This window comes from Flavobacterium sp. N3904 (genome assembly GCF_025947305.1).
Classification (GTDB): domain Bacteria; phylum Bacteroidota; class Bacteroidia; order Flavobacteriales; family Flavobacteriaceae; genus Flavobacterium.
The window spans coordinates 3,691,817-3,713,489 of sequence record NZ_CP110009.1; the positions used below are offsets into that span (position 1 = coordinate 3,691,817).

Consider the following 21,673-nt stretch of genomic DNA (forward strand, 5'->3'; position numbering starts at 1 on the left):
CGAGTTCACACGATTAAACGCTTAAACAATTAAACAATTTAAACCGCTTTAAACAACCTTAAACAATCAACATTGTCTAATAAAATAATTTCAAATAAAAACAACATCCAAATCCTACACGAAGACAATCACTTGATCGTCGTAAATAAGCGGGTAGGCGATATTGTGCAAGGAGACAAAACAGGAGACAAACCGTTAAGCGATGTTGTAAAAGAATACATCAAAGACAAATACAACAAACCTGGCGAAGTATTTCTTGGAGTCGTTCATCGTTTAGACCGACCTACAACTGGAATCGTAGTTTTTGCCCGTACTAGTAAAGCCTTGACTCGCATGAATGAGTTATTTAGTAACAGGGAAACCAAAAAAACATATTGGGCGGTAGTCAAAAACAGACCTTCAAAAAATGAAGATACCCTCGTTCATTACATCAAAAGAAACGAGAAAAACAACACTTCAAAAGCGCACCTCAAAGAAGTTCCCGACAGCAAAATGGCCAGTTTAGAATATAAAATCATCAAAGAACTGGATAATTATTTTGGACTGGAAATTCTATTACACACTGGTAGGCACCATCAAATACGTGCGCAACTGGCTGCTATTGGCTCTCCCATAAAAGGCGATTTAAAATACGGTTTTGACAGAAGTAATCCTGATGGAGGCATTCATTTGCATGCCAGAAAATTGGTTTTTATTCACCCTGTTTCCAAAGAAAACATAACTATCATCGCTCCCATTCCTGAAGAAGTAATTTGGAAAGCCATTTAATATTTTAGACAAAAAACACATTCTATTTGAATTTTAAAATTTAACTTGCATTATACTAAATAATCTATTTTTATAATGAATGATAAATCAAACGTTGGTTCAAGAAAAGAATCGTTAATTAAGTTGCTTGATGTAGTCATAAAGCATGAAAATGAAATTATTGAGGCTTTATACGAAGATTTCAAAAAATCTCCTTTTGAAGCTGTACTGACAGAAACAAGTTATGTCATTTCCGAATTAAAAGACACCATAAAAAATATTCACAGCTGGGCAAAGCCAAAGAAAGTATGGCCATCTCTACTCAATTTTCCTTCAACCGACTACATTTATAAAGATCCTTATGGTAAAGTCTTAATTATAGCACCATGGAATTACCCTTATCAATTGGCGCTATGCCCATTGATTTCGGCAGTTGCTGCAGGAAATCAAGTGGTTTTAAAACCGTCTGAACTCACACCAAAAACATCGGCAATAATAGCTAAGATTATTGGAAAAACATTTCAACCCGATCATGTGAAAGTCGTTGAAGGAGGAGTTGAAGAAACTCAGATTTTACTTTCAGAACGCTGGGATTATATATTCTTTACCGGAAGTGTTGCTGTCGGAAAAATTGTAGCCAAAGCAGCTGCCGAAAATCTTACACCAGTAACACTCGAACTTGGTGGTAAAAACCCTTGTATTATTGACGAGACTGCCAATTTAAAACTGGCAGCCAAAAGAATCGTTTGGGGGAAATTTATAAACGCTGGTCAAACCTGTATTGCACCCGATTATATCTTGATTCAAGAAGACATGAAAAGTCATTTTGTTGATTTTTTAAAAATAGAAATTACAAAAGCATATGGTGAAAACCCAAAAGAATCACCAGATTTTCCAAGAATAGTCAATGAAAAAAACTGGCTTCGATTGGTTAGTATGATTGAACCTGAAAAAGTAATTTTTGGGGGAGAAAATGACATTGAAGATTGCTACATTGCTCCTACACTCATTGACGAAAATTCTATGGAAAGTTTAATCATGAAAGATGAAATTTTTGGTCCCTTATTGCCTATTCTTACTTATAAAGAAGAATCGGAAATAAGCGCTATTCTTTTAAAATATGAAAAACCACTAGCCTTATATGTTTTTACTGATGACAAAAAATTTGCTAAAAAAATAGTCACGAATTTTTCATTTGGAGGAGGTTGCATCAATGAAACGGTAATGCATTTTTCGAATAAAAGGCTGCCTTTTGGCGGTGTTGGTCATAGTGGTATAGGAGCCTATCATGGTAAATTAAGTTTTGATACTTTTTCACATCAAAAAGGAGTGATCAAAAAAGCAACCTGGCTGGATTTACCCCTTCGATATGCCCCTTATAACAATAAATTAGCCTCAATTAAAAAATTATTAAAATGGTTGTAACCGCCGAAAAATCAGTGACTGAAGCTATAAAATACCGACGTTCGGTGCGTGTTTTTAAAAATGAACCCATAGACGAACAAAAAGTAAAAGAATGTCTCCAGCTTGCTACACTAGCTGCTACCAGCAGTAATATGCAACTTTGGGAATTCTACCATATTACTTCTCCTGAAATTATAAATCAAATAGCAACTGCCAGTTTTGATCAAAATGGAGCCAAAACAGCACAACAACTTGTCATTATTGTTGCCAGAAAAGATTTATGGCGAAAAAGAGTGCAATCTAACATCGATTTTTTGAAATCCCAATATGGAAATAAACCTGAATCTGAGTATTCAAAAAGAGAAAAATTTGCTTTAAACTATTATAAAAAAATAGTTCCATCAATCTATTTTGACTTTTTGGGAATATTGGGATATATCAAGTATTTTGCTTTTCAAATGATTGGGCTTTTCAGACCTATCTACAGACAAGCACGAGAAAGTGATATGCGTATAGTTGCGCATAAAAGTGCTGCACTTGCTGCCCAAAACTTTATGATTAGTATGGCTGCTATAAACTATGACACTTGTCCTATGGAAGGGTTTGATTCTTTAAGAGTAAAAAAAATAGTAAATTTGCCCTCATCTTCAGAAATTACAATGATTCTAGGCTGCGGCTTAAGAGACGAAAATGGCGTTTATGGAGATCGTTTTAGAATTCCATTTGAAGAAGTCTATTTTAAAATATAACTAAATCTACTAATATTAACTGACCAACCAAAATGAACCCAACACAAAAGCGATTACTGGATATTGAAAAGAATGGTTACCAATTGGATTTTGCCAATGTATTCAATCATGCATTCGAAAATTATAAAAAAATTGCATTATATGCAGGATTAGTGCTATTTATAGTTGCATTCATTTTAGGTGTAATTTACTTCATGAGTTTTGGTTTACACCTAAAATCACTTAATTTAGAAAGCGTAAACAAACAATTAATAGAAAATTTAGAACATCAAAAAAGCCTAGATGGACCATTATTATCCATCGTATTTTCGATTTTAATCTTATCATTATTATTGGCACCTTTCAGTGCTGGCTTTTACAAAATGACTGAACATGCAGATAAAGACAAAGAATTCAAATTTAAAAGTATTTTCAATTATTACAAAAGCCCCTATTTTATCAACATTATACTGGCCACTATTTTGAATGCTTTAATTAGCATGTTGATTTCCACAATTGTACTTTCATTGCTCAATTTAATACATATTAATCAACTTGGAATAAATATGTTTGCCAATTATACTATATCATTTTTTGTATATGTTCTTACTTTCCTAACCATCCCTCTAATCATTTTTGGAGATTTAAAAGCAATCGAAGCCATAAAACACAGCTTCTTGATTGCTTTCAAACAACCTTTTGTTTTATTAGGATTAATGATAGTGGCAATAATTGGTGCATTAGTGGGTTTTATGATATGCTGCATTGGTTTATTTTTTACGATACCTTTTCTATATTCTATGAATTATGCAATTTATTCTGCCATTGTAGGCATAGATACTCCTAAAATACTTGAATAGTTTTTTTCTTTTTTTTTAAAGAATTACAGAAAATTAAAATTGGAGCAGTTAAATTGCTTACATTTCAAAAAATTTAATTGAACAACCAAAAAAAAAGTCATGTTATCGCAATATAACATAATACAAAAATGTGCATCATACTTTACTATCACTAGTTTAGACAGTGTTTCTATGCATATAAAAGAAGGGTTTTCAATTTTTAACACTATTCTATTTCAAAAAAACATTTTAATTGCACTTTTAATCTTATTTGGAATTGGCTTATTTTTTTGTTCATTTAAAATCAATTCGGTTTTAAAAAACACAAAAAACCTAGGTACTAAAGACTCAGACAAAAGAGAATACCAACTGTATTTACTGTTTTTAGGATTCCTAATACCATTTATTGAAGTTCTTTTCGAAATTTATAACATAAGACCAAAAAGCCTATTGATAAACAATTTATCAATAGGTGCTTTCTTTTTACTTTTATTTATTGCCAGTGAAAAATTCACCTATTTATATGATAGAATTCGAAATATTTATATGTTCTTATTCATTTTATATTGTATTTTGATTGGCTATAATATTATTAATTTACCTAAAGACGATATTCCAAATTATGGATTTCTTGTAGCTTTTTTCTTTTCTTACATAATCATCAGGCCTATTAAAAAATATTGGATTTTTTGTGGATTTATATTTTTGTATATAATTGTAATTTATGCTTTTGATTTGGTTCCGATAAAAAGAACAATTGTACTTTTAAATTATTCAATTCTTGTTTTTATTATAAATCACATACGATACGTTTCAATTGCTAAAATCCAAGAAAAAATAAATTTTACTAATGAAATTGTAAATCAAGGAAACTCACTTACAATTGCAACAAATAAAGCTGGTGAAGTAACTTTTTGTAGTGAAAACATTACATCGATATTGGGATATACCGCAAAAGAAGTTATGGGATTGGGTTTTTGGGAACTTACCGAAGATCCAGAATTTATTGGAATTGATTATCATAACAATTTTATAGACAATCGATTATATATAAGAAAATTAAAATGTAAAAACGGCGAATACAAATTTATTCAATGGATTGACAAAAAGTTCAAAGATGAATTAACGATTGGAATTGGACAAGATGTAACTAATGAAATTAAAATAAGAAAACAATACGAGACCTTAATTCAAACTGCTGTCGATATTATATTTGAAGCAGATTATAAGGGACGTTTTACCTTTGTCAATGACTATGCAATAAAACTTTTAGGGTATTCAAAAGAAGAAATACTTTCCATAGATTTTTCTACACTAATCCGAAAAGATTACATCACCAATACGATGAGTTTTTATCAAAATATTTTAGATATCGAAGATAATTTCACCACCCTTGAATTCCCAATTATAAAGAAAGACGGAGGAGAATTATGGATATCACAAAATGTATTTATTAGACGAAATGATTTTGGAGAAATCGAAGGATATTCTGGAATAGCCAGAGACATTACCTTACTTAAAAACATAGAAGATGAAAAATCGAAAAGACAGTCTAAAATTGAAAAATACAGCAAAACGTTAAAAGATATTGCTATTATAAACCATTCAAACAATGACAATTTCGAAAATACAATTGATACTATTCTGCAAATTACGGCGTCGACATTAGGCGTAAACAGATCTGGATATTGGGAATACGATTTGGACAAAATTGTTTGTAAAAAACTGTACGATTCCAACACAAATACTTATGAGGATGATATCCAGTTTTATAAAAATGAAAATGAAAATTATTTTAACCAAATAGAAACAAAACATCAAGTTGTATTGTCAAACATTCGATCTCATTCAACTGACAATAAAAAAAATGACAGTTACATATACAAAAACAATGTCTTTTCAACGCTCGACACTCCGGTTTTTATTGATAATGAATTAAAAGGAATTCTTTCTTTCGAGTCAACCGGGCAAATCAAAAACTGGGACAATGAAGATATTAATTTTGCCAAATCAATCGCTGACTTGATTGTAATTGCACTGACTTCACAGCTTCGATTGGAAATCGAAAAACGACTGGCATACAAAAGCGAATTACTCTTGGTAATCAATAAAAATACCAATCAATTTTTATTGCAAAAAAGCACGAGTAAACTCATTATGGGAATTATAAATGAACTTGGAAAAGTGACCAAATCGGAGATTATTTCCTATTTCAAAAAAGACCCAAAAACCAATTTATTTGACCAAAAATGCAAATGGACAAATGAACTACAGGATTTTGATCAAGTGCATCCTAAATTACAAAACATTGCATTTTCTGAATTTGACAATACTATAAAAGATTTGCCGCCTATGCAATTCTTTGAAAAAATCAAAGACAAAATTCAAAATGAGAATATTAAAATATTTTTGAATAGCCTGAATCCTAATTCAATGCTATTTTTTCCTGTTTTTATAAAAAATGAATTTGATGGTTTTTTTGTTTTTGATGATTCCACAAAAGAACGTATTTGGAGTGCCGATGAGATTTCAATTTTACAATTGCTAGTAAAAAACATCTCCTCTTCCATCGAACGAAATATCAACGAATCCATCATTGAAGAAAGTGAAGAACGATTCCGATTACTGGCAAATAACATTCCTGGAACCGTATACTTATCAAATTATGATGAAAAATACACGAAAATTTATCTTAATGATGAAATAAAAAAATTGACAGGTTACCCAAAATCTGAATTCTTAGAAAATAAAATATTTTTTATCGATTTAATTTTTCCAGAAGATTTAGAAAATGTTTTATTAAAAAACAAAATTGCTTTAGAAGAAAAAAAGCCTTTACATATTGTTTATCGAATAACTCATAAAAACGGTTCTACAATTTGGGTCGAAGAATTTGGAGATTCGATTATAAAAAATGGTGATATTGCTTTTATGGAAGGAATACTCATTGATATTACCGAAAAGAAAAACAACGAATCCATTGTGAAGGAAAAAGAACTGGCCGAAGCTGCAAACAAAGCCAAATCTGAGTTTCTTGCCAATATGAGCCATGAAATAAGAACTCCATTAAACGGTATTATTGGTTACACTGATTTGTTGATGAATTCAAAATTGGAAAATTTTCAAAAACAATACATGAATACCATCAATCAATCTGCCAATATATTGATGGAAGTCGTAAATGATATTCTCGATTTTTCAAAAATTGAGTCGGGAAAACTCGAACTCAATATAGAAAAACATTCTATTTCAGATATCATTGTACAAATTAAAGAATTGATAAACTATCAAGCCAATGCAAAAAATCTGGAAATAAACTACATCATTAACGAGGATGTACCCAAATACATCTGGGTAGATTATATTCGATTAAAACAAGTTCTTATTAATCTTCTGACCAATGCAGTAAAGTTTACAAATAAAGGCAAAATCGAACTTACAATTTCTACTTTGGAAACAAAGAAAAACTGTACTCAATTGCGTTTTTCTGTAAAAGATACCGGAATCGGAATTAGAAAAAGTAATCAAAAAATCATATTTCAAGCCTTTTCACAAGAAGATAGTTCCACAACAAAAAAGTTTGGTGGTACCGGTTTAGGATTGACTATTTCAAACCAATTATTGGGTTTAATGGGTAGTAAATTACAAATTAGCAGTCAATTCAATGTAGGAAGTACCTTTTTCTTCGATGTAAAATTAAAAAGTTCCAATAAAGTTAAAATCTCTGATGACATAGAAAATTACAATTCCCCAATTTATGAAGACCGAAAAATAAGTTTGAAAAATGAAAGCCCCAAAATACTAGTTGTAGAAGACAATAAAATCAATATGCTCTTGACCAAAACATTATTGAAGCAAATTATTCCAAAAGTTATTATTTATGAATCAGAAGATGGAGAACAGGCGATTTCAAAAGTTATAGAAATAAATCCGGACCTAATTTTGATGGACATACAAATGCCTTTAAAAAATGGATATGAAGCAACAAAAGAAATTCGTAAATTAGACCAATCAAAAGACGTAATTATTGTGGCTTTAACTGCTGGCACAGTAGTGGGGGAAAGAGAAAAATGCATAGCGGCTGGCATGGATGATTATGTTTCGAAACCAATAATAAAAAAAACACTTGAGGATATATTAGAAAAATGGTTGAAACCTTAAAAAACAATTTATCATGAAATGGATTGGCAGAAGACAAAGCGAAAATGTAGAAGACCGTAGAGGTATGTCCTCAGGCGGAAAAACAATTGTAGGTGGCGGAATAATTGGCATTATTATTTTACTTGTAAATGCGTTTGGAGGCGAAAATGCTCAAATGATTACACCGATATTAGAACAATTCAACCAGCAGCAAACTACACAGACCGAAACTAGGCCTTTGACCGAAGCAGAAAAGGTCGAAGGAGAATTTGTCAAAACACTAATGGCAGATAATGAAGATGTTTGGAAAAAAATATTTGAAGAGAATAATTTGACTTTTGAAGCTCCCAAACTGATACTTTTTAGTGGTCAAGTTCAAACGGCTTGTGGTGGAGCCAGCTCAGCTTCAGGACCTTTTTACTGTCCTGGAGATCGAACCATTTATATGGATATGACATTCTTTGATGAACTTCGGACAAAGTTTGGTGCTGAAGGTGGAGATTTTGCTGTTGCATACGTAATGGCACATGAATTTGGTCATCACATTCAAACACTACTTGGAACTTCTGGAAAAGTACGTCAATTACAAGAAAATAAAAGCGAAACTGAGGGTAATAAACTTTCTGTAGCTCTTGAATTGCAAGCCGATTTTTATGCTGGTCTTTGGACGCATTACAATGAAAACCAAAATGCAATGCTGGAAGAAGGAGATATTGAAGAAGCTTTAAGTGCTGCAAATGCTGTGGGTGACGATGCCATTCAGAAAAAAATGCAAGGACAGGTAGTTCCTGATTCTTTTACTCACGGCACGTCACAACAAAGAATGGATTGGTTCAATAGAGGTTTTGAAACCGGTGATATCAAACAAGGAGATACTTTTTCGGAGTTGAATTAAAACCAGATCTAAGTCCCTTTTTTCAAAAAAAAGTAAAATCCCAGCCGTGATTTGTTACGAATCAAAACAACTTACTATTTGTCTTTAAATAAACAAAGCGACATAATCAAAGGTACATCGAATAAATTAGCACTACCTTTGCACCAAATTAAAGAAGTACTCTAAATAATGGGGCTTACTTCCTAAACACTATTTATGTCATTCAACTCATTAGGCTTATCTGATGCTTTACTAAAAGCCATCAGCAAAAAAGGATATACAACTCCTTCTCCAATACAACAAAAAGCAATTCCGCCGGTCTTAGAAGGCAAAGATGTATTGGCATCTGCGCAAACAGGAACAGGAAAAACAGCAGGCTTTACATTACCTATTTTACAACTATTATCGCAAGGAAAACACCTAAGTCATAGACCAATTCGTGCCTTAATTTTGACGCCGACAAGAGAACTAGCGGCACAAATATTAGCCAATATAAAGGAATACAGTGAATTTTTAGATATACGCAGCGCAGTCATTTTTGGTGGCGTAAACCAAAACCCACAAGTGGCTCAATTACGTCAAGGTGTTGATATTCTTGTCGCCACTCCAGGCCGATTAATCGATTTGCAAAATCAAGGTTTAATATCACTTTCAAAAGTAGAAATATTAGTTTTGGACGAAGCCGACCGCATGTTGGACATGGGTTTCTTGCGAGATATTGAACGCGTCATGAAAGTATTGCCTCCAAAAAGACAAAACTTGATGTTCTCGGCAACCTTCTCCAAAGACATTAAGAAATTGGCAATGGGCATCTTGCACCATCCAGTTCAGGTTGAAGCCACGCCCGAAAACACAACAGTTGACGCTATTATTCAAAAAGTATACCCTGTTGCCAAAGAGAAAAAAACAGAATTGATCATTAAATTGATAACAGATGGCAATTGGAAACAGATTTTGGTGTTTACCCGTACCAAGCAGGGCGCCAACAAACTGACCGAAAGCATGATTAGCGCTGGTATTAAAGCAGCAGCGATTCATGGTAATAAAGGTCAAGGTGCAAGAACTAAAGCCTTAGCCGGTTTCAAAAACGGAAGCCTAACCGCTTTGGTCGCTACCGATATTGCCGCTCGAGGTTTGGATATTCCGCTATTGCCACACGTTATTAATTTTGAATTGCCCAATATTCCCGAAGATTACGTTCACCGAATCGGCAGAACAGGAAGAGCGGGTGCAAGTGGAGAAGCTATTTCTTTATTTAGCCCAGACGAAACTGTTTTTTTACGCGATATAGAAAAATTGGTAGGTCTCAAATTGCCCAAAGAAAACATCAAAGGTTTTGAGCCAGACCCGAACGCATCAACCGAACCCATTAAACAAGGCCAAGGAAGACAACAACGCAATTCAACTCCCAAAAAAACAACTACTACAAATTCTAGCAGAAGTGGTAACAATAGCTTTGGTCCGAGACGTCCAAGTCAAAATAATGACAGACGTTCTAATAGATAATTTCATCTAAGAAATTGGAGTTTTATTATTTTTCAGGAGCAACATATTTTCGTTTCTTTTGAAAATCCCTCCCGCTATACACTATAATCTTGTGGTGGCATAAATGCCCGCCACCACAAGGATTTTCGTTTCTATCGGGGCTAAAACACACGAATATGGTTCTTTCAAATTTTCTAAAAAATTATAATCAAAAATTAGGTTAAATTATCACCCCAACCACCCATCACGATCCAAACTACGATATTGAATCGCTTCGGCAATATGTCCCGAAACTACATCAGGTGCTGCATCCAAATCAGCGATAGTTCTGGCAACTTTCAGAATTCTGTCATATGCGCGAGCCGAAAGATTCAGTCGTTCCATAGCCGTTTTTAATAATTCTTTGGAAGCATCATCCAACGCGCAATATTCCCGAATGTGTTTGGTGTTCATTTGGGCATTGTAATGAATGTGATCCATTTCTTCAAATCTTTTGGACTGGATTTCACGGGCTGATGTAACTCTTTTTCGAATATCTACACTACTTTCTGCTTTTCGGTCATCGGATAATTTTTCGAAAGGAACGGGTGTCACTTCAATGTGAATGTCAATTCTGTCCAATAAAGGACCCGAAATCTTACTCAAATACCGTTGCATTTCATGGGGTGAAGACGTTTGTGGCGAATCGGGATCATTGAAAAAACCTGACGGACTCGGATTCATACTCGCCACCAACATAAACGACGAAGGATAGGTCACCGTAAACTTGGCTCTGGAAATCGTTACTTCGCGATCCTCAAGTGGCTGGCGCATGACTTCCAAAACATCCCGTTTGAATTCGGGTAATTCGTCTAGAAACAAAACGCCATTGTGTGCCATTGATATTTCGCCCGGTTGGGGATAGCTCCCACCACCGACCAAAGCCACATTCGAAATAGTATGGTGTGGACTTCTAAAAGGCCGCTGATTCATCAGCCCCACTTCCTTCAACTTACCCGCTACACTATGGATTTTGGTAGTTTCCAGCGCTTCCCGCAAAGTCATGGGTGGCAAAATACTCGGCAGTCTTTTGGCCAGCATTGTTTTTCCGGCTCCAGGAGGACCAATCAAAATAATGTTGTGACCGCCAGCGGCAGCAATTTCCATGCAACGCTTGATGCTCTCCTGCCCTTTCACATCTGAAAAGTCAAATTCTGGAAAGTCCAATGTTTTATAAAACTCTGCTCTGGTGTCTATCGTTGTAGGCTCAAGTATTCCTTTTCCTTCAAAGAAATCGATCACTTCCTGTACATTCGAAACCCCATATACATCAAGTCCAACAACAATAGCCGCTTCCTTTACATTTTGAATGGGAAGAAAAAAACCTTTAAAACCTTCTTCTTTGACTTTTATGGCGATTGGCAAAGCACCACGAATGGGTTGCAAACTGCCATCAAGGGACAATTCTCCCATGATGATGTATTTATCAATTTCATCGGCTTGAATTTGGGCAGAAGCGACAAGAATTCCAATGGCCAAAGTCAAATCATAGGCTGATCCTTCTTTTCGTAAATCGGCAGGCGCCATGTTGATGGTGATTTTCTTGCCCGGCATGGCATAACCGTTATTCTTGAGAGCCGCAGCAATACGATAACTACTTTCTTTGATAGCATTGTCTGGTAATCCTACCAAATGATAGCCGATTCCTTTGTCCATATTCACTTCTACAGTGATAGTGGTAGCTTCAACTCCAAAAACGGCACTTCCGTAAACTTTAATTAGCATATACAATAGTTTGCCTTAAATGTAAAAACATTTTTACTTTAAACCTAAAACAATCATCTAAATTCTTACTTATGTAATATTTCAATGCTTTTAAATATTGAAAATTAGGAATAAACCAACCCAATTTGTTTTCGAACTTCATCCACAATTGCAATAAGATCCAAACTATTTTGATGTGACCAGAGATCACTTTCAATTCTTCCTGCTCGAATACAAGCATGGCATTCCTCAATTTCGTAAGTATAGCCTTTTCCAAGAGTTGGCCTTTTGAATTTTTCTTTATGATCGTCCTGAATTAAAGTATATGATTCGGTCATAAACCAAGGAGAGTTGAGATTAATTCGGCCTTCTGTGCCACTTATTGAAGCTTTTAGATTGGACGATGACAAAAAACTGGAATGCAATATTGCCTGTGCCGATTCGTACTGCAAAATAATGGATGTTTGCAAATCGGCACCAGAGGAATGAAAGTTGGATTTGGCTACAATTTCTTTAGGTATTCCCAAAATCAAATAGGCCAAAAACAACGGATACACACCTACATCCATCAAGGAACCACCACCCAATTTTATGTCTGTCATTCTGTTTCCTTCGAGGTTTTTTACAGCAAAAGCAAAATCGGCATTGACATATTTTACTTCACCTATAAGTCCGTTTTGAACATGTAATAATGCTTCGCGCACCGAAGGATTAAATCGGGTCCAGAATGCTTCCATGAAAAATTTGTTGTATTGCTTGGCGGTGTCAATCATTTGAAAAGCATCCTGATAGTGCAACGCTATCGGTTTTTCGCACAACACATGTTTGTTGTTTTGCAAAGCTTTGATAGTAAGTGCTGCATGGGAATCGTGTGGAGTTGCTATATAAAGAATATCGATACTTGCATCCTGAAAGAGTTCGTCATAGGAACCATATGCTTTTTGACATTCAAAACGGTTCGCAAAACCCAAGGCTTTGTCCAAATTTCTGGAAGCAACAGCACAAAGTTCAGCCGATTCGACCAATTGCAATTCAGCGGCAAATTGTTCGGCGATATGTCCCAAACCTACAATTCCCCATTTTATATTACTACCATTACCCATTGATTAAAAGATTTTAAAGCTAATAAGCGTTTTTTTTTACATATAAGTCACATAAGTTTATTTAAACCAAACCGCTTTGCCCTCATTAATAGTTTATAAATATACCCATAATTCCAATTCATTTTATAACCCAAAAAATTGAAAAGTAAATATAGTGATTTAGAATAAAATGAAGACTTACTTATCGTTTATGCCAATTTTCATAAATCCCGCAAGAATATATTTTAATACAAAAGGATCATTCAGTGCATTCAAATCCTTGAAAGCTTTGTTGGTAACCACATCCTCTGAGTTTTTTTCGGGAAAACACAACACTATCGTTTTCACCAGTTCGTTGTTGCTTTTTCGTTCTTTGTAGACAACCGCTATACCTCGATTCTTGTTGTCGCTTTTGGTGCTGAAATTTACAAATTGCAAAGACGCATTGATGCTGTTTGATTTCTTGACTGTACTGCCGGTCAAATCATTGGTCACGTAATCAAAATCAACTTGGTCAGACAAATAGTGATTCAGAATATAATCATAATCTTCCTGCCGCGTCTGGCACGAAACCTTCTGACAGGGGAAAACAACCAATAGGCCCAACAATAGGATTGCTTTTTTCATTAGAATATGAATTGGGGTACATCCTGATACGATAAATTTTTAGCAATCACAGTTACCGTGATATTATAACTTCTACTTTTGTTGACCCAGACGGTGTAGGAACCTACAGGTACGGCATTGAAAAAATAAAAACCATACGAATCGGTAATTGTACTGTTTCGTAAGACCCATTGATTGCCCACCGGTTTGGCGCCGTCATAAACATACAGATCGACATTGGCCGAAACCAATGGCACTTTCTGCTGATTTATAACCTGCCCCCTGATATTGGTTGCCTGCCCAAATATACAGGCACTTGCCAGTAAAGCGATACTAAGAAATAAATGATGTGGCTTCATGTTATTTATTTTTAGTTATACAATCTATTCAGGATTGGAAAAATTTGGCATTGAGGTAAATGTTCCGCTCGAATTGGAACCTATAGCTTCCTGGTCGTACACCTGTTTGACTTCCGTAAGCCTTACTTTGCCCAGATTGACTGTTCTTTTTTTGTAATTGAATGCAACCGAATCGGGACTCAATGTTTTGATTTGCGATACAAAACCCCGGTAAGTAAAACTAATTTTGGCGTCATCATCTGTATAATAGACTGGGAAACTCACCTCGTCGAGATGTTTGTAGTTGTAATTGTATTCAGGACTTGTTTGTATCAACAAATTGTTTTTGAGACTGTCTACCGTAATTCTGCTGCATTTTATATACTGATCACCTTCTTTGGTTTCGAGGGAAACTTTTGCCTTAACAATCCAGATCGAATTATTGTAAATGGATGCATTAATATTTTTTTGAATATCGAGTATAATAAAATAACCAATAGTGACAACCACCAGATAGGCCGCAAAAGCCCCAGTTGTATTGATAGACAACACGCCCCAAACACCACTGGCGCCCACCTTGGTATCGGGAAAATTTTTGTAAATGATAAAGGCAGGAATTAGCGGAACCAACACGTACATCAGGTACAGTATAAAACCATAAATGATAGGAATGGAAGACGAAGATAAAAAGGGGTTTGATGTGTCCATAAAGTTGCTTTTTAATTCTTTTTTTTAGGGGCAAAAAAAATATAAGTTTATGACAATCAAATATATATAAAAAAATTAATACAACAAAACATAAACTTTTATTTGTTGCAAATTGGTTTAGCACGCTATTTTGGGAATAAGACTGTTGCTAAAACCGAAAAAATTGCAGCTTGTATTGGTATCAAAAATTGCAAATAATCGTTTTTATTTCATTTTTTTCTTACGCCTTAATTAATCCTTACACGATTTGCACAAAAAAGACCGTATCACGGCATTATTTTTGCTTCGAACTCCTAATTTTGCTGGGTTTAGCATAAAATCAGCCCAAACAAATAAAAATACTACTTTGTAGGTTTCTAACTATTATTTCCTATATTTGAAGAAGGGTCTTTCGTGGCATTTATCAAGTCAAATTAACCCAATTTGGGTATGTATGATGGACTGATTTACACATATACAATAGTTATAAGCAATTTCAGGAAATAACGATTAATCAATTTATGACAAACAACATCGAAAAAATTTATTCGGATTTCATAATAAACTTTGAGAACAAATCAGATTTTGTAATTGACTTCTATGAAAAAAACTCCATTTATTTCAATAATATAAAACAGTTTAAAGACAAAAAGGAACTTTCATTATATATTGAAATGCTTTGCAAATACGCAGAAGCAATTTATCAAAAAAATCGCTATAATTTAACCCTTGACATAATCGCCAAAAAACTACTTTTTATTGACAATGAAATACAAAGACTAAACGCAGCTGAAATTATGGATTGTAGATATTACAGTTTGCTATTTGTCAAAGGAATGTCCAGTTATTATCTAAAAGACTATAAGACAGCGACACCTATTTTTAAAGAATTAGTTCATATTGACAATCAAAATGACCTTTATAAAAAATGGTTAACATATTCAAAATATGGTCTAAACTTATGGCTTGTAAAGATGATTAATATAGTATGCGGAGGATTTGTATTGATACAAATGGTTTTCGATTCACAAATTAATAATTATTTTAGTATAGTTTTATTGGTAATTGGGCTTTTAGGACTTTTGACAAACTGGAGTTATGAATATTATATTGGTCGAAATTTCCGAAAGGCAAATGAAAATTGAAAAAGAAACTGCTTGTAACTGCTACAACGGATTAGGGTAATTGGCTTAATGGTAATTTGGTTTTGCATCATTGGCCCAAAACGGAAAACGAATTCAAAAACAAGTTTGTAATTTTAAAAAAACAGAATACCAATTGCTGAATGAAATATACACTACAAGGACAAGAAACAGAAAGATTACAATTTAGGTTTCTACAAATTGAGGATTTTGATGTATGGATTAAATTATTTGAAGATACTGAAGTTTGTCGGTTTTTGGGCGTTGACAAAATCGAAACTCCCAACGAAAGATGTAGGCTTTGGTTTGAAATGACACTCGAGAGATATAAAAAAGATTTAGGAGGAGCAAACGTATTATTGGATAAGGCAACAAACAAAATTATTGGTCAAAGCGGACTTATAGTGCGAGAAATTGAGGGAAAACAAGAAATTGAAATAGCCTATTCTATTTTGCCGGAATATAGAAATAAAGGATTTGCATCAGAATCAACCAAAAAATGCAAAGATTTTGCATTTGAGAATAATTTTTCGCAAAGCTTAATTTCAATAATTAATACTGAAAATTGTAATTCTGAAAAAGTAGCCCAAAAAAACGGAATGAAAAATGATAAAACCATCGAGTATAATGGCATGTTGGTTAATATTTACAGAATTGATATTGCTGAATGGGAAAATAAATAAAAAGAACGACCAATAGCTACTAACGGTATTTGAGGTGAATTGGGAAATCCAAAATAGATTTTAATCAAGCCCAAAACTACTGTAGTAGCAGAAAGTTGGTAGATAATTAGATAAACAAAACACAAAAAAATCATGAAATTACTATTCTATTCCATATTATTTTTACAATTTTCATTATGCTTTTCTCAAAATTATTCTGGACAAATAACCACTAACGAAAATGACAGTTTAAATGTGCAAATTTTAATAAAAGGAGATATGATTTTCAAAAACAATAAAATATTATCAATACAAGAAAAAATAACAGTTGTAAATAATGGTGCATCAAAAGATTATTATCCAAAGGATTTAAAATCTTTCAAGATTAAAATGGAAAATGACAAAATCATAACATATGATAATATAGATAATAACATTTTTGCAGAAAGATATTATTCAAACAAAGTCAAATTATATTATAAATTAGTGAAAGTAGAAACAAGGCAAAGTCCTTATTTTGCAATTTATAGAGTGTTTTTAGTAAAAAACCCAAATCAGGAAAAAATGATTGAATTAATCCCAAATGGATTTAGTAGATTGATAACCCAAAAAGAAATGTTGAATAAATTTACTGATTGTAAAATTTCATTTGATAAAATCACAAATGATGAATTCAAAATTAGAAATGAAGAAAAATTAGTTGAATTTATTATTGACTATGAAAAGAATTGCTTCAATAATTAAAGAACATAAATAAATACTTAAGAAACCTAAAAAAATAAAAAGATTAAAAATGAAAGTAAAATTAATTATAATTTGTTTAATAATTACTCAAGCTGGATTTTCTCAACAAATCGAATTTGGTGCAAATGTTGGTTATGGATTTACTAACATCGCAAATTCTAGAATTACCGAAGGAAGAGCTGTCATTGGAAATGCATTATGGAATATTAATGAGGGCATTTCAATTGTTTATTATTTTAATAACCCACATAAAAGCCCAACAAATGGTATTCATTTTGAATTTTTAAATAGTCAAAGAGGTTCGAAAAGTGATAAGTTTTCTGATGCTGAATATAATTTCAATTCAAAATCATTCAATTTGAATTACAGAAGAGCTGGAAGTCTTGGTAATAATTTTGGAATTTATGCAGATTTAGGATTTGGTTACAACAAACTAGATAATGAGAATATTTATAAGGGAAGCGAAAATGAATTAATTGCATTTGAAAAAATAAATGAACCTCTTGTAATAAAAAATAATGAAGTAACATTTTTATATGCAATTGGAATCGACAAACTTATTCTAAAAGATAATTTTGTAATTTTTTTAGAATTTAATGGAGATGCTGGAATTTCAAAAATCAATCTAAATTCTGGGTCGTATAGGACTCAATCTATGGGGTTTTCAACTGGATTTAGATATTTAATAAAATTAAAAAAAGTAAAGTAATCGATCCACAAACAATTGCTACAATGGATTTGGTCAATTGACTTAATGAAAGTTGGGTTTGTATTTGGAAAAACTGCTTTTTGACAATATTAACCACAAAAGATAATAGCTACAACGAAAACACTTCTATTATGAAAATATTTAAATCAATTAACAAAGCGGAAGCGAGACAAACTAAATTACTGACAACAGTAATTATTATACTGACACTTTCATTTAGCAATAACACCATGGCTCAGGAAAAAAATCAAATGGTAAGATTGGCAAAAATTAATGTTGACCCATTGCAATTGGACAAGTACAATAGTGCGCTAAAAGAGCAAATGATTACAGCTGTTCGTCTTGAGCCAGGAGTATTAACATATTATGCAGTAGCTGATAAAGACGACCCTTCACACATCACAATACTTGAAATCTATGCTGATACTGCCGCATATCAAGCACATATCACAACAAGTCATTTTAAGAAGTATAAAGAAACCGTTAAGAATATGGTTAAATCTTTAGAGCTTGTTGATGTCAATCTAATCGCTTCTGCTAAAAAATCTGGCTCATAATTTTAAAAAAAAACGCTTACAATACTGTTACTACAAATTAGACAATTGGTTTAATGGAAAGTTGTTTTTGCTTTTATAATATGCTGTACATCCACAAAAAACGGTAACAACCCAATATAACGTAACATACTATTGCTTTTTTGTAAAACAACCAAAGCATGAAATTCTTACCTTAGTAATCGTAACTTAATTTTAAGTGTATGGAAACTAAAACAATATGGGCAAATCTGGCCTCAAGCGACTTAGACCGAACTACCCGGTTCTACACCGAATTGGGTTTTAAAACAAATGGAAATCGCACCGAAGAATTAACGAGTTTCCTTTTTGGAAAAGGCAATTTTGTTATTCACTTCTTTGCAAAAGCAAGATTTGAAAGCAGCATAAAAAGTGAAATGGCAAATCTGGAAAAGCAAAACGAAATAATTTTTTCTATTTCGGCAGCAAGTCCGGAAGAAGTAGATCAATGGTACCTTAAAGTGAAGGAAGCAGGCGGAAAAATTTATTCGGAACCCGAGAAATTCGAAAAAGGATACACTTTTGGGTTTGCAGATCCCGATGGCCACAAATTCAATTTCCTGTATTGGCCAGGAATGTAAAGTAAGCATGTGCAATCATTTGAGCAATAAACAATAATAGAACTAAAAATGACAACAGCAATTATAAACACTACACCTGAGTCCGAGATAGTAAGTTCCCGAATTTTTAACTCACCCAGAGAACTGGTCTATCGCGCCTGGACCAACCCCGAGCATTTAAAAAATTGGTGGGGCCCGGCAGGTTTTACAAATACGTTTAATGAATTTGATTTTAGGGTGGGCGGAAAATGGAGTTTTGTAATGCACGGCCCCGAAAATGGACATTATGTCAATGAGTGCGAATTTATAAAGATTGAGAAACCTTCCCTTATTGCTTGGAAACGCCACTCAAAACCCCTTTTTCAAGTAGTAGCAACATTTGAAGAAATAGCCACAGGCAAGACAAAACTGGTCTTTAAGATGCTGTTTGAGACAGCAGCTGAATGTAACAAATTAAAGCCTTTTGTAGTAGACAAAAATGAAGAAAATTTTGACCGCCTAGAATACGAATTATCCAAAATGACATTATAAAAAATAATAGCCAAATTAGGATAATGGGGCTAACCTTACATAAAAACAACCTTTAACTACTGTATAAAATGAGAAAAAGTATCTTATATTGCTTATTGTTGACATCTTCAATTGCATTGGCCCAAAGCGAAACGGCAACAACCGCAAGCGGTAAAAAAGTGGTATTAAAAGCAGACAAAACCTGGGAATATGTTGATGTACCTGTAATTAGTACAGAAAAAAAGATTCCGGGAAAAGTATGTGATTTGGAAGAAAATTTTGTTGAACCAAAAAGTGACAAAGGAATCAACTCTTGGCTGAAAAGATACAATGCAACTACCGATTATTTGAAAAAACAGGTTGCCAAAGAAAACAATTGCAGTATTAACGATGTGACGTTACTCACGATTTCGGAGCAGAAAGAAAATGGAACCTATTCGCTTTGCGCAAAAGGAACGGAAATGAAATACCAGAGAATAGGTTTTGCATTCTCAAAAGCTGATTAAAAGCATTAGACCTATGATTTTGTGACAAATTATACTGCTGAAACAAGTAAATTCTTTAAATTTGAGTCTTACAACTTAAAGAAAATACCATGGGACTATTTAATGCTATTCTGGGCAACGCATCTGAAGTAAATACTGAAAATCTTTCGAAAGAATTTGAGCCTTTAATGATAGAGGGCGAAACAATAGAGAAAGGTTATAAAGTGATTAAAGATATGTTTGTTTTTACCAATAAAAGACTGATTTTGGTCGAAAAACAATTGGTGGGCAGCAAGGTCGATTACCTTTCGATTCCGTATGCTTCTATTAAAAAATTCTCAAAAGAAAGTGCTGGAATTCTGGACATGGATGCCGAATTGAAGATTTGGCTCACAGGCGAAGATACTCCAATCTCTAAACAATTTGGTAAAGGTGGGAATAATATCAACGAAGTCTATCAAATATTGAGTCAGCATATATTGAAATAAGCTTTAGAAAATAGAGGAAAGAAGCAAGAGTAAAGATTTCTGGATTATTTTTTCAAAATTAAATTCTTTATTCTTTCTTCTTGATTCTTTCATCTTTTTAAAACCTACACACATGAAAATCATCATTCGCACTTTCAAACTTAAACTGAAGCACACTTTTACAATTTCGAGAGAGTCACACGATATACAACCTACGCTGATTGTGGAATTGCAAAGTGAGGGATTTTCGGGTTTTGGCGAAGCAACTTCAAATCCGTATTATAATATTACGGTAGATAGCATGAGAGCCAATCTGGAAGCTATTATTCCGTTTATAGAATCACACAATGACGAAACACCGGAGGAATTCTGGGACAGCGCCTCGGCATTATTAAAGAATGATATGTTTTCTTTATGTGCATTGGATATGGCGTACAACGATTTGTATGCCAAGAAAAAAGGCAAAAAGTTATACGAACTTTGGGGGAATTCTCCTTTGCACAATCCCAAAACCGACTACACCATTGGGATTGACAAAATTGACAAAATGGTGATGAAACTGAAAGAAATGCCGTGGCCAATTTATAAAATTAAACTAGGCACCAAAGACGACATTGCCATTGTTTCTGAATTGCGTAAACATACTGATGCCCGTTTTCGAATTGATGCCAATTGTGGCTGGACGGTTACCGAAACAATCAACAATGCTATTGCGCTGAAAAAATTAGGCGTCGAATTCCTAGAACAACCGATAAAAGCAGACCAATGGGCCGCACACAAAGAGGTTTTCAAGCATTCTGTCCTGCCAATTATTGCCGATGAAAGCTGTATTGTCGAAGAAGATGTAGCGAGATGTCACAATCATTTTCATGGTGTAAATATAAAACTCGTAAAATGTGGTGGTCTTACACCTGCACGAAGAATGATTGCCGAAGCCAAACATTTGGACATGAAAACCATGGTGGGTTGCATGACGGAATCCTCGGTTGGAATTTCGGCTATTGCCCATTTATTACCGCAACTCGATTATGTAGATATGGATGGTGCTTTGTTATTATCCGAAGATATTGCTTCTGGTGTTACCATTACTGACGGAATCATTCATTACGCCGATGCTGACGGAATTGGGGTCACTTTAAACCATTAAAC

At 33.6% G+C, this 21,673-nt stretch carries 22 protein-coding genes; 17 read left to right on the plus strand and 5 right to left on the minus strand.

Annotation, left to right across the window (positions count from 1 at the left end; genetic code table 11):
* The first annotated feature begins 72 nt into the window (after positions 1 to 72).
* The 7 genes from OLM57_RS15685 (at position 73) to OLM57_RS15715 (ending at position 10,238) form a co-directional block, all read left to right on the plus strand.
* A complete protein-coding gene (locus tag OLM57_RS15685; RefSeq protein WP_264564630.1) occupies positions 73 to 768 on the plus strand; it encodes an RluA family pseudouridine synthase in 696 nt (231 codons plus the stop codon).
* A 75-nt stretch (positions 769 to 843) separates the two neighbouring features.
* Positions 844 to 2,172 carry an aldehyde dehydrogenase gene (locus OLM57_RS15690; protein ID WP_264564631.1) on the plus strand — a complete coding sequence of 443 codons (1,329 nt, stop codon included), beginning with the start codon at positions 844 to 846 and terminating at the stop codon, positions 2,170 to 2,172.
* Entirely contained in the window at positions 2,163 to 2,900 is a 738-nt protein-coding gene (locus OLM57_RS15695) for a nitroreductase family protein (RefSeq protein ID WP_264564632.1), read from the plus strand. The genes OLM57_RS15690 and OLM57_RS15695 overlap by 10 nt, the downstream gene beginning before the upstream one ends.
* Before the next feature lie 32 nt (positions 2,901 to 2,932).
* Positions 2,933 to 3,739 carry a hypothetical protein gene (locus tag OLM57_RS15700; protein WP_264564633.1) on the plus strand — a complete coding sequence of 269 codons (807 nt, stop codon included), beginning with the start codon at positions 2,933 to 2,935 and terminating at the stop codon, positions 3,737 to 3,739.
* 99 nt (positions 3,740 to 3,838) lie between these two features.
* Positions 3,839 to 7,879, plus strand: a complete 4,041-nt coding sequence (locus tag OLM57_RS15705) for a PAS domain S-box protein (protein ID WP_264564634.1) — start codon at positions 3,839 to 3,841, stop codon at positions 7,877 to 7,879.
* 13 nt (positions 7,880 to 7,892) lie between these two features.
* A complete protein-coding gene (locus OLM57_RS15710; RefSeq protein WP_264564635.1) occupies positions 7,893 to 8,753 on the plus strand; it encodes a neutral zinc metallopeptidase in 861 nt (286 codons plus the stop codon).
* Positions 8,754 to 8,948: 195 nt separating this feature from the next.
* Positions 8,949 to 10,238, plus strand: coding sequence for a DEAD/DEAH box helicase (locus OLM57_RS15715; RefSeq protein ID WP_264564636.1), 1,290 nt, complete (start codon positions 8,949 to 8,951; stop codon positions 10,236 to 10,238).
* A 207-nt stretch (positions 10,239 to 10,445) separates the two neighbouring features.
* Here OLM57_RS15715 and OLM57_RS15720 read toward each other — a convergent pair whose 3' ends face one another.
* The 5 genes from OLM57_RS15720 to OLM57_RS15740 form a co-directional block, all read right to left on the minus strand.
* Positions 10,446 to 11,981, minus strand: a complete 1,536-nt coding sequence (locus OLM57_RS15720) for a YifB family Mg chelatase-like AAA ATPase (RefSeq protein ID WP_264564637.1) — start codon at positions 11,979 to 11,981, stop codon at positions 10,446 to 10,448.
* A 104-nt stretch (positions 11,982 to 12,085) separates the two neighbouring features.
* Positions 12,086 to 13,063 carry a Gfo/Idh/MocA family protein gene (locus tag OLM57_RS15725; protein ID WP_264564638.1) on the minus strand — a complete coding sequence of 326 codons (978 nt, stop codon included), beginning with the start codon at positions 13,061 to 13,063 and terminating at the stop codon, positions 12,086 to 12,088.
* A gap of 177 nt (positions 13,064 to 13,240) precedes the next feature.
* Complete coding sequence (locus OLM57_RS15730) at positions 13,241 to 13,669, minus strand: hypothetical protein (RefSeq protein ID WP_264564639.1); 429 nt, start codon at positions 13,667 to 13,669, stop codon at positions 13,241 to 13,243.
* Entirely contained in the window at positions 13,669 to 14,007 is a 339-nt protein-coding gene (locus tag OLM57_RS15735) for a carboxypeptidase-like regulatory domain-containing protein (protein ID WP_264564640.1), read from the minus strand. Before OLM57_RS15735 ends, OLM57_RS15730 begins: the two co-directional genes overlap by 1 nt.
* 24 nt (positions 14,008 to 14,031) lie before the next feature.
* Positions 14,032 to 14,694, minus strand: a complete 663-nt coding sequence (locus OLM57_RS15740) for a hypothetical protein (RefSeq protein ID WP_264564641.1) — start codon at positions 14,692 to 14,694, stop codon at positions 14,032 to 14,034.
* 500 nt (positions 14,695 to 15,194) lie between these two features.
* Here OLM57_RS15740 and OLM57_RS15745 point away from each other — a divergent pair, with 500 nt between their 5' ends.
* The 10 genes from OLM57_RS15745 (at position 15,195) to OLM57_RS15790 (ending at position 21,671) form a co-directional block, all read left to right on the plus strand.
* Positions 15,195 to 15,818, plus strand: a complete 624-nt coding sequence (locus tag OLM57_RS15745; protein ID WP_264564642.1) for a hypothetical protein — start codon at positions 15,195 to 15,197, stop codon at positions 15,816 to 15,818.
* A 140-nt stretch (positions 15,819 to 15,958) separates the two neighbouring features.
* Complete coding sequence (locus tag OLM57_RS15750; RefSeq protein WP_264564643.1) at positions 15,959 to 16,498, plus strand: GNAT family N-acetyltransferase; 540 nt, start codon at positions 15,959 to 15,961, stop codon at positions 16,496 to 16,498.
* Between the two features lie 132 nt (positions 16,499 to 16,630).
* On the plus strand, positions 16,631 to 17,221 hold the full coding sequence (locus OLM57_RS15755) for a hypothetical protein (RefSeq protein ID WP_264564644.1): 591 nt from the start codon (positions 16,631 to 16,633) through the stop codon (positions 17,219 to 17,221).
* Positions 17,222 to 17,270: 49 nt separating this feature from the next.
* On the plus strand, positions 17,271 to 17,930 hold the full coding sequence (locus OLM57_RS15760; protein WP_264564645.1) for an outer membrane beta-barrel protein: 660 nt from the start codon (positions 17,271 to 17,273) through the stop codon (positions 17,928 to 17,930).
* Between the two features lie 131 nt (positions 17,931 to 18,061).
* The gene (locus tag OLM57_RS15765; protein ID WP_264564646.1) at positions 18,062 to 18,487 is read left to right on the plus strand and encodes a putative quinol monooxygenase; all 426 of its coding nucleotides are present in this window, start codon (positions 18,062 to 18,064) and stop codon (positions 18,485 to 18,487) included.
* Positions 18,488 to 18,687: 200 nt separating this feature from the next.
* Positions 18,688 to 19,083: a VOC family protein gene (locus OLM57_RS15770; RefSeq protein WP_264564647.1), complete on the plus strand. Its 396-nt coding sequence runs from the start codon at positions 18,688 to 18,690 to the stop codon at positions 19,081 to 19,083.
* Positions 19,084 to 19,131: 48 nt separating this feature from the next.
* Positions 19,132 to 19,593, plus strand: a complete 462-nt coding sequence (locus tag OLM57_RS15775) for an SRPBCC family protein (RefSeq protein ID WP_264564648.1) — start codon at positions 19,132 to 19,134, stop codon at positions 19,591 to 19,593.
* Between the two features lie 68 nt (positions 19,594 to 19,661).
* Entirely contained in the window at positions 19,662 to 20,078 is a 417-nt protein-coding gene (locus OLM57_RS15780) for a DUF3157 family protein (protein WP_264564649.1), read from the plus strand.
* 89 nt (positions 20,079 to 20,167) lie between these two features.
* Positions 20,168 to 20,545, plus strand: a complete 378-nt coding sequence (locus OLM57_RS15785) for a PH domain-containing protein (RefSeq protein ID WP_264564650.1) — start codon at positions 20,168 to 20,170, stop codon at positions 20,543 to 20,545.
* Positions 20,546 to 20,657: 112 nt separating this feature from the next.
* Positions 20,658 to 21,671, plus strand: coding sequence for a dipeptide epimerase (locus OLM57_RS15790; protein ID WP_264564651.1), 1,014 nt, complete (start codon positions 20,658 to 20,660; stop codon positions 21,669 to 21,671).
* The last annotated feature ends 2 nt before the right edge of the window (positions 21,672 to 21,673 follow it).

Bases quoted from the DNA above. Each gene is read 5' to 3' on its own strand.
- OLM57_RS15690 (WP_264564631.1), top strand. From the start codon at position 844: ATGAATGATAAATCAAACGTTGGTTCAAGAAAAGAATCGTTAATTAAG.
- OLM57_RS15695 (WP_264564632.1), top strand. From the start codon at position 2,163: ATGGTTGTAACCGCCGAAAAATCAGTGACTGAAGCTATAAAATACCGA.
- OLM57_RS15700 (WP_264564633.1), top strand. From the start codon at position 2,933: ATGAACCCAACACAAAAGCGATTACTGGATATTGAAAAGAATGGTTAC.
- OLM57_RS15705 (WP_264564634.1), top strand. From the start codon at position 3,839: ATGTTATCGCAATATAACATAATACAAAAATGTGCATCATACTTTACT.
- OLM57_RS15710 (WP_264564635.1), top strand. From the start codon at position 7,893: ATGAAATGGATTGGCAGAAGACAAAGCGAAAATGTAGAAGACCGTAGA.
- OLM57_RS15715 (WP_264564636.1), top strand. From the start codon at position 8,949: ATGTCATTCAACTCATTAGGCTTATCTGATGCTTTACTAAAAGCCATC.
- OLM57_RS15720 (WP_264564637.1), bottom strand. From the start codon at position 11,981: ATGCTAATTAAAGTTTACGGAAGTGCCGTTTTTGGAGTTGAAGCTACC.
- OLM57_RS15725 (WP_264564638.1), bottom strand. From the start codon at position 13,063: ATGGGTAATGGTAGTAATATAAAATGGGGAATTGTAGGTTTGGGACAT.
- OLM57_RS15730 (WP_264564639.1), bottom strand. From the start codon at position 13,669: ATGAAAAAAGCAATCCTATTGTTGGGCCTATTGGTTGTTTTCCCCTGT.
- OLM57_RS15735 (WP_264564640.1), bottom strand. From the start codon at position 14,007: ATGAAGCCACATCATTTATTTCTTAGTATCGCTTTACTGGCAAGTGCC.
- OLM57_RS15740 (WP_264564641.1), bottom strand. From the start codon at position 14,694: ATGGACACATCAAACCCCTTTTTATCTTCGTCTTCCATTCCTATCATT.
- OLM57_RS15745 (WP_264564642.1), top strand. From the start codon at position 15,195: ATGACAAACAACATCGAAAAAATTTATTCGGATTTCATAATAAACTTT.
- OLM57_RS15750 (WP_264564643.1), top strand. From the start codon at position 15,959: ATGAAATATACACTACAAGGACAAGAAACAGAAAGATTACAATTTAGG.
- OLM57_RS15755 (WP_264564644.1), top strand. From the start codon at position 16,631: ATGAAATTACTATTCTATTCCATATTATTTTTACAATTTTCATTATGC.
- OLM57_RS15760 (WP_264564645.1), top strand. From the start codon at position 17,271: ATGAAAGTAAAATTAATTATAATTTGTTTAATAATTACTCAAGCTGGA.
- OLM57_RS15765 (WP_264564646.1), top strand. From the start codon at position 18,062: ATGAAAATATTTAAATCAATTAACAAAGCGGAAGCGAGACAAACTAAA.
- OLM57_RS15770 (WP_264564647.1), top strand. From the start codon at position 18,688: ATGGAAACTAAAACAATATGGGCAAATCTGGCCTCAAGCGACTTAGAC.
- OLM57_RS15775 (WP_264564648.1), top strand. From the start codon at position 19,132: ATGACAACAGCAATTATAAACACTACACCTGAGTCCGAGATAGTAAGT.
- OLM57_RS15780 (WP_264564649.1), top strand. From the start codon at position 19,662: ATGAGAAAAAGTATCTTATATTGCTTATTGTTGACATCTTCAATTGCA.
- OLM57_RS15785 (WP_264564650.1), top strand. From the start codon at position 20,168: ATGGGACTATTTAATGCTATTCTGGGCAACGCATCTGAAGTAAATACT.
- OLM57_RS15790 (WP_264564651.1), top strand. From the start codon at position 20,658: ATGAAAATCATCATTCGCACTTTCAAACTTAAACTGAAGCACACTTTT.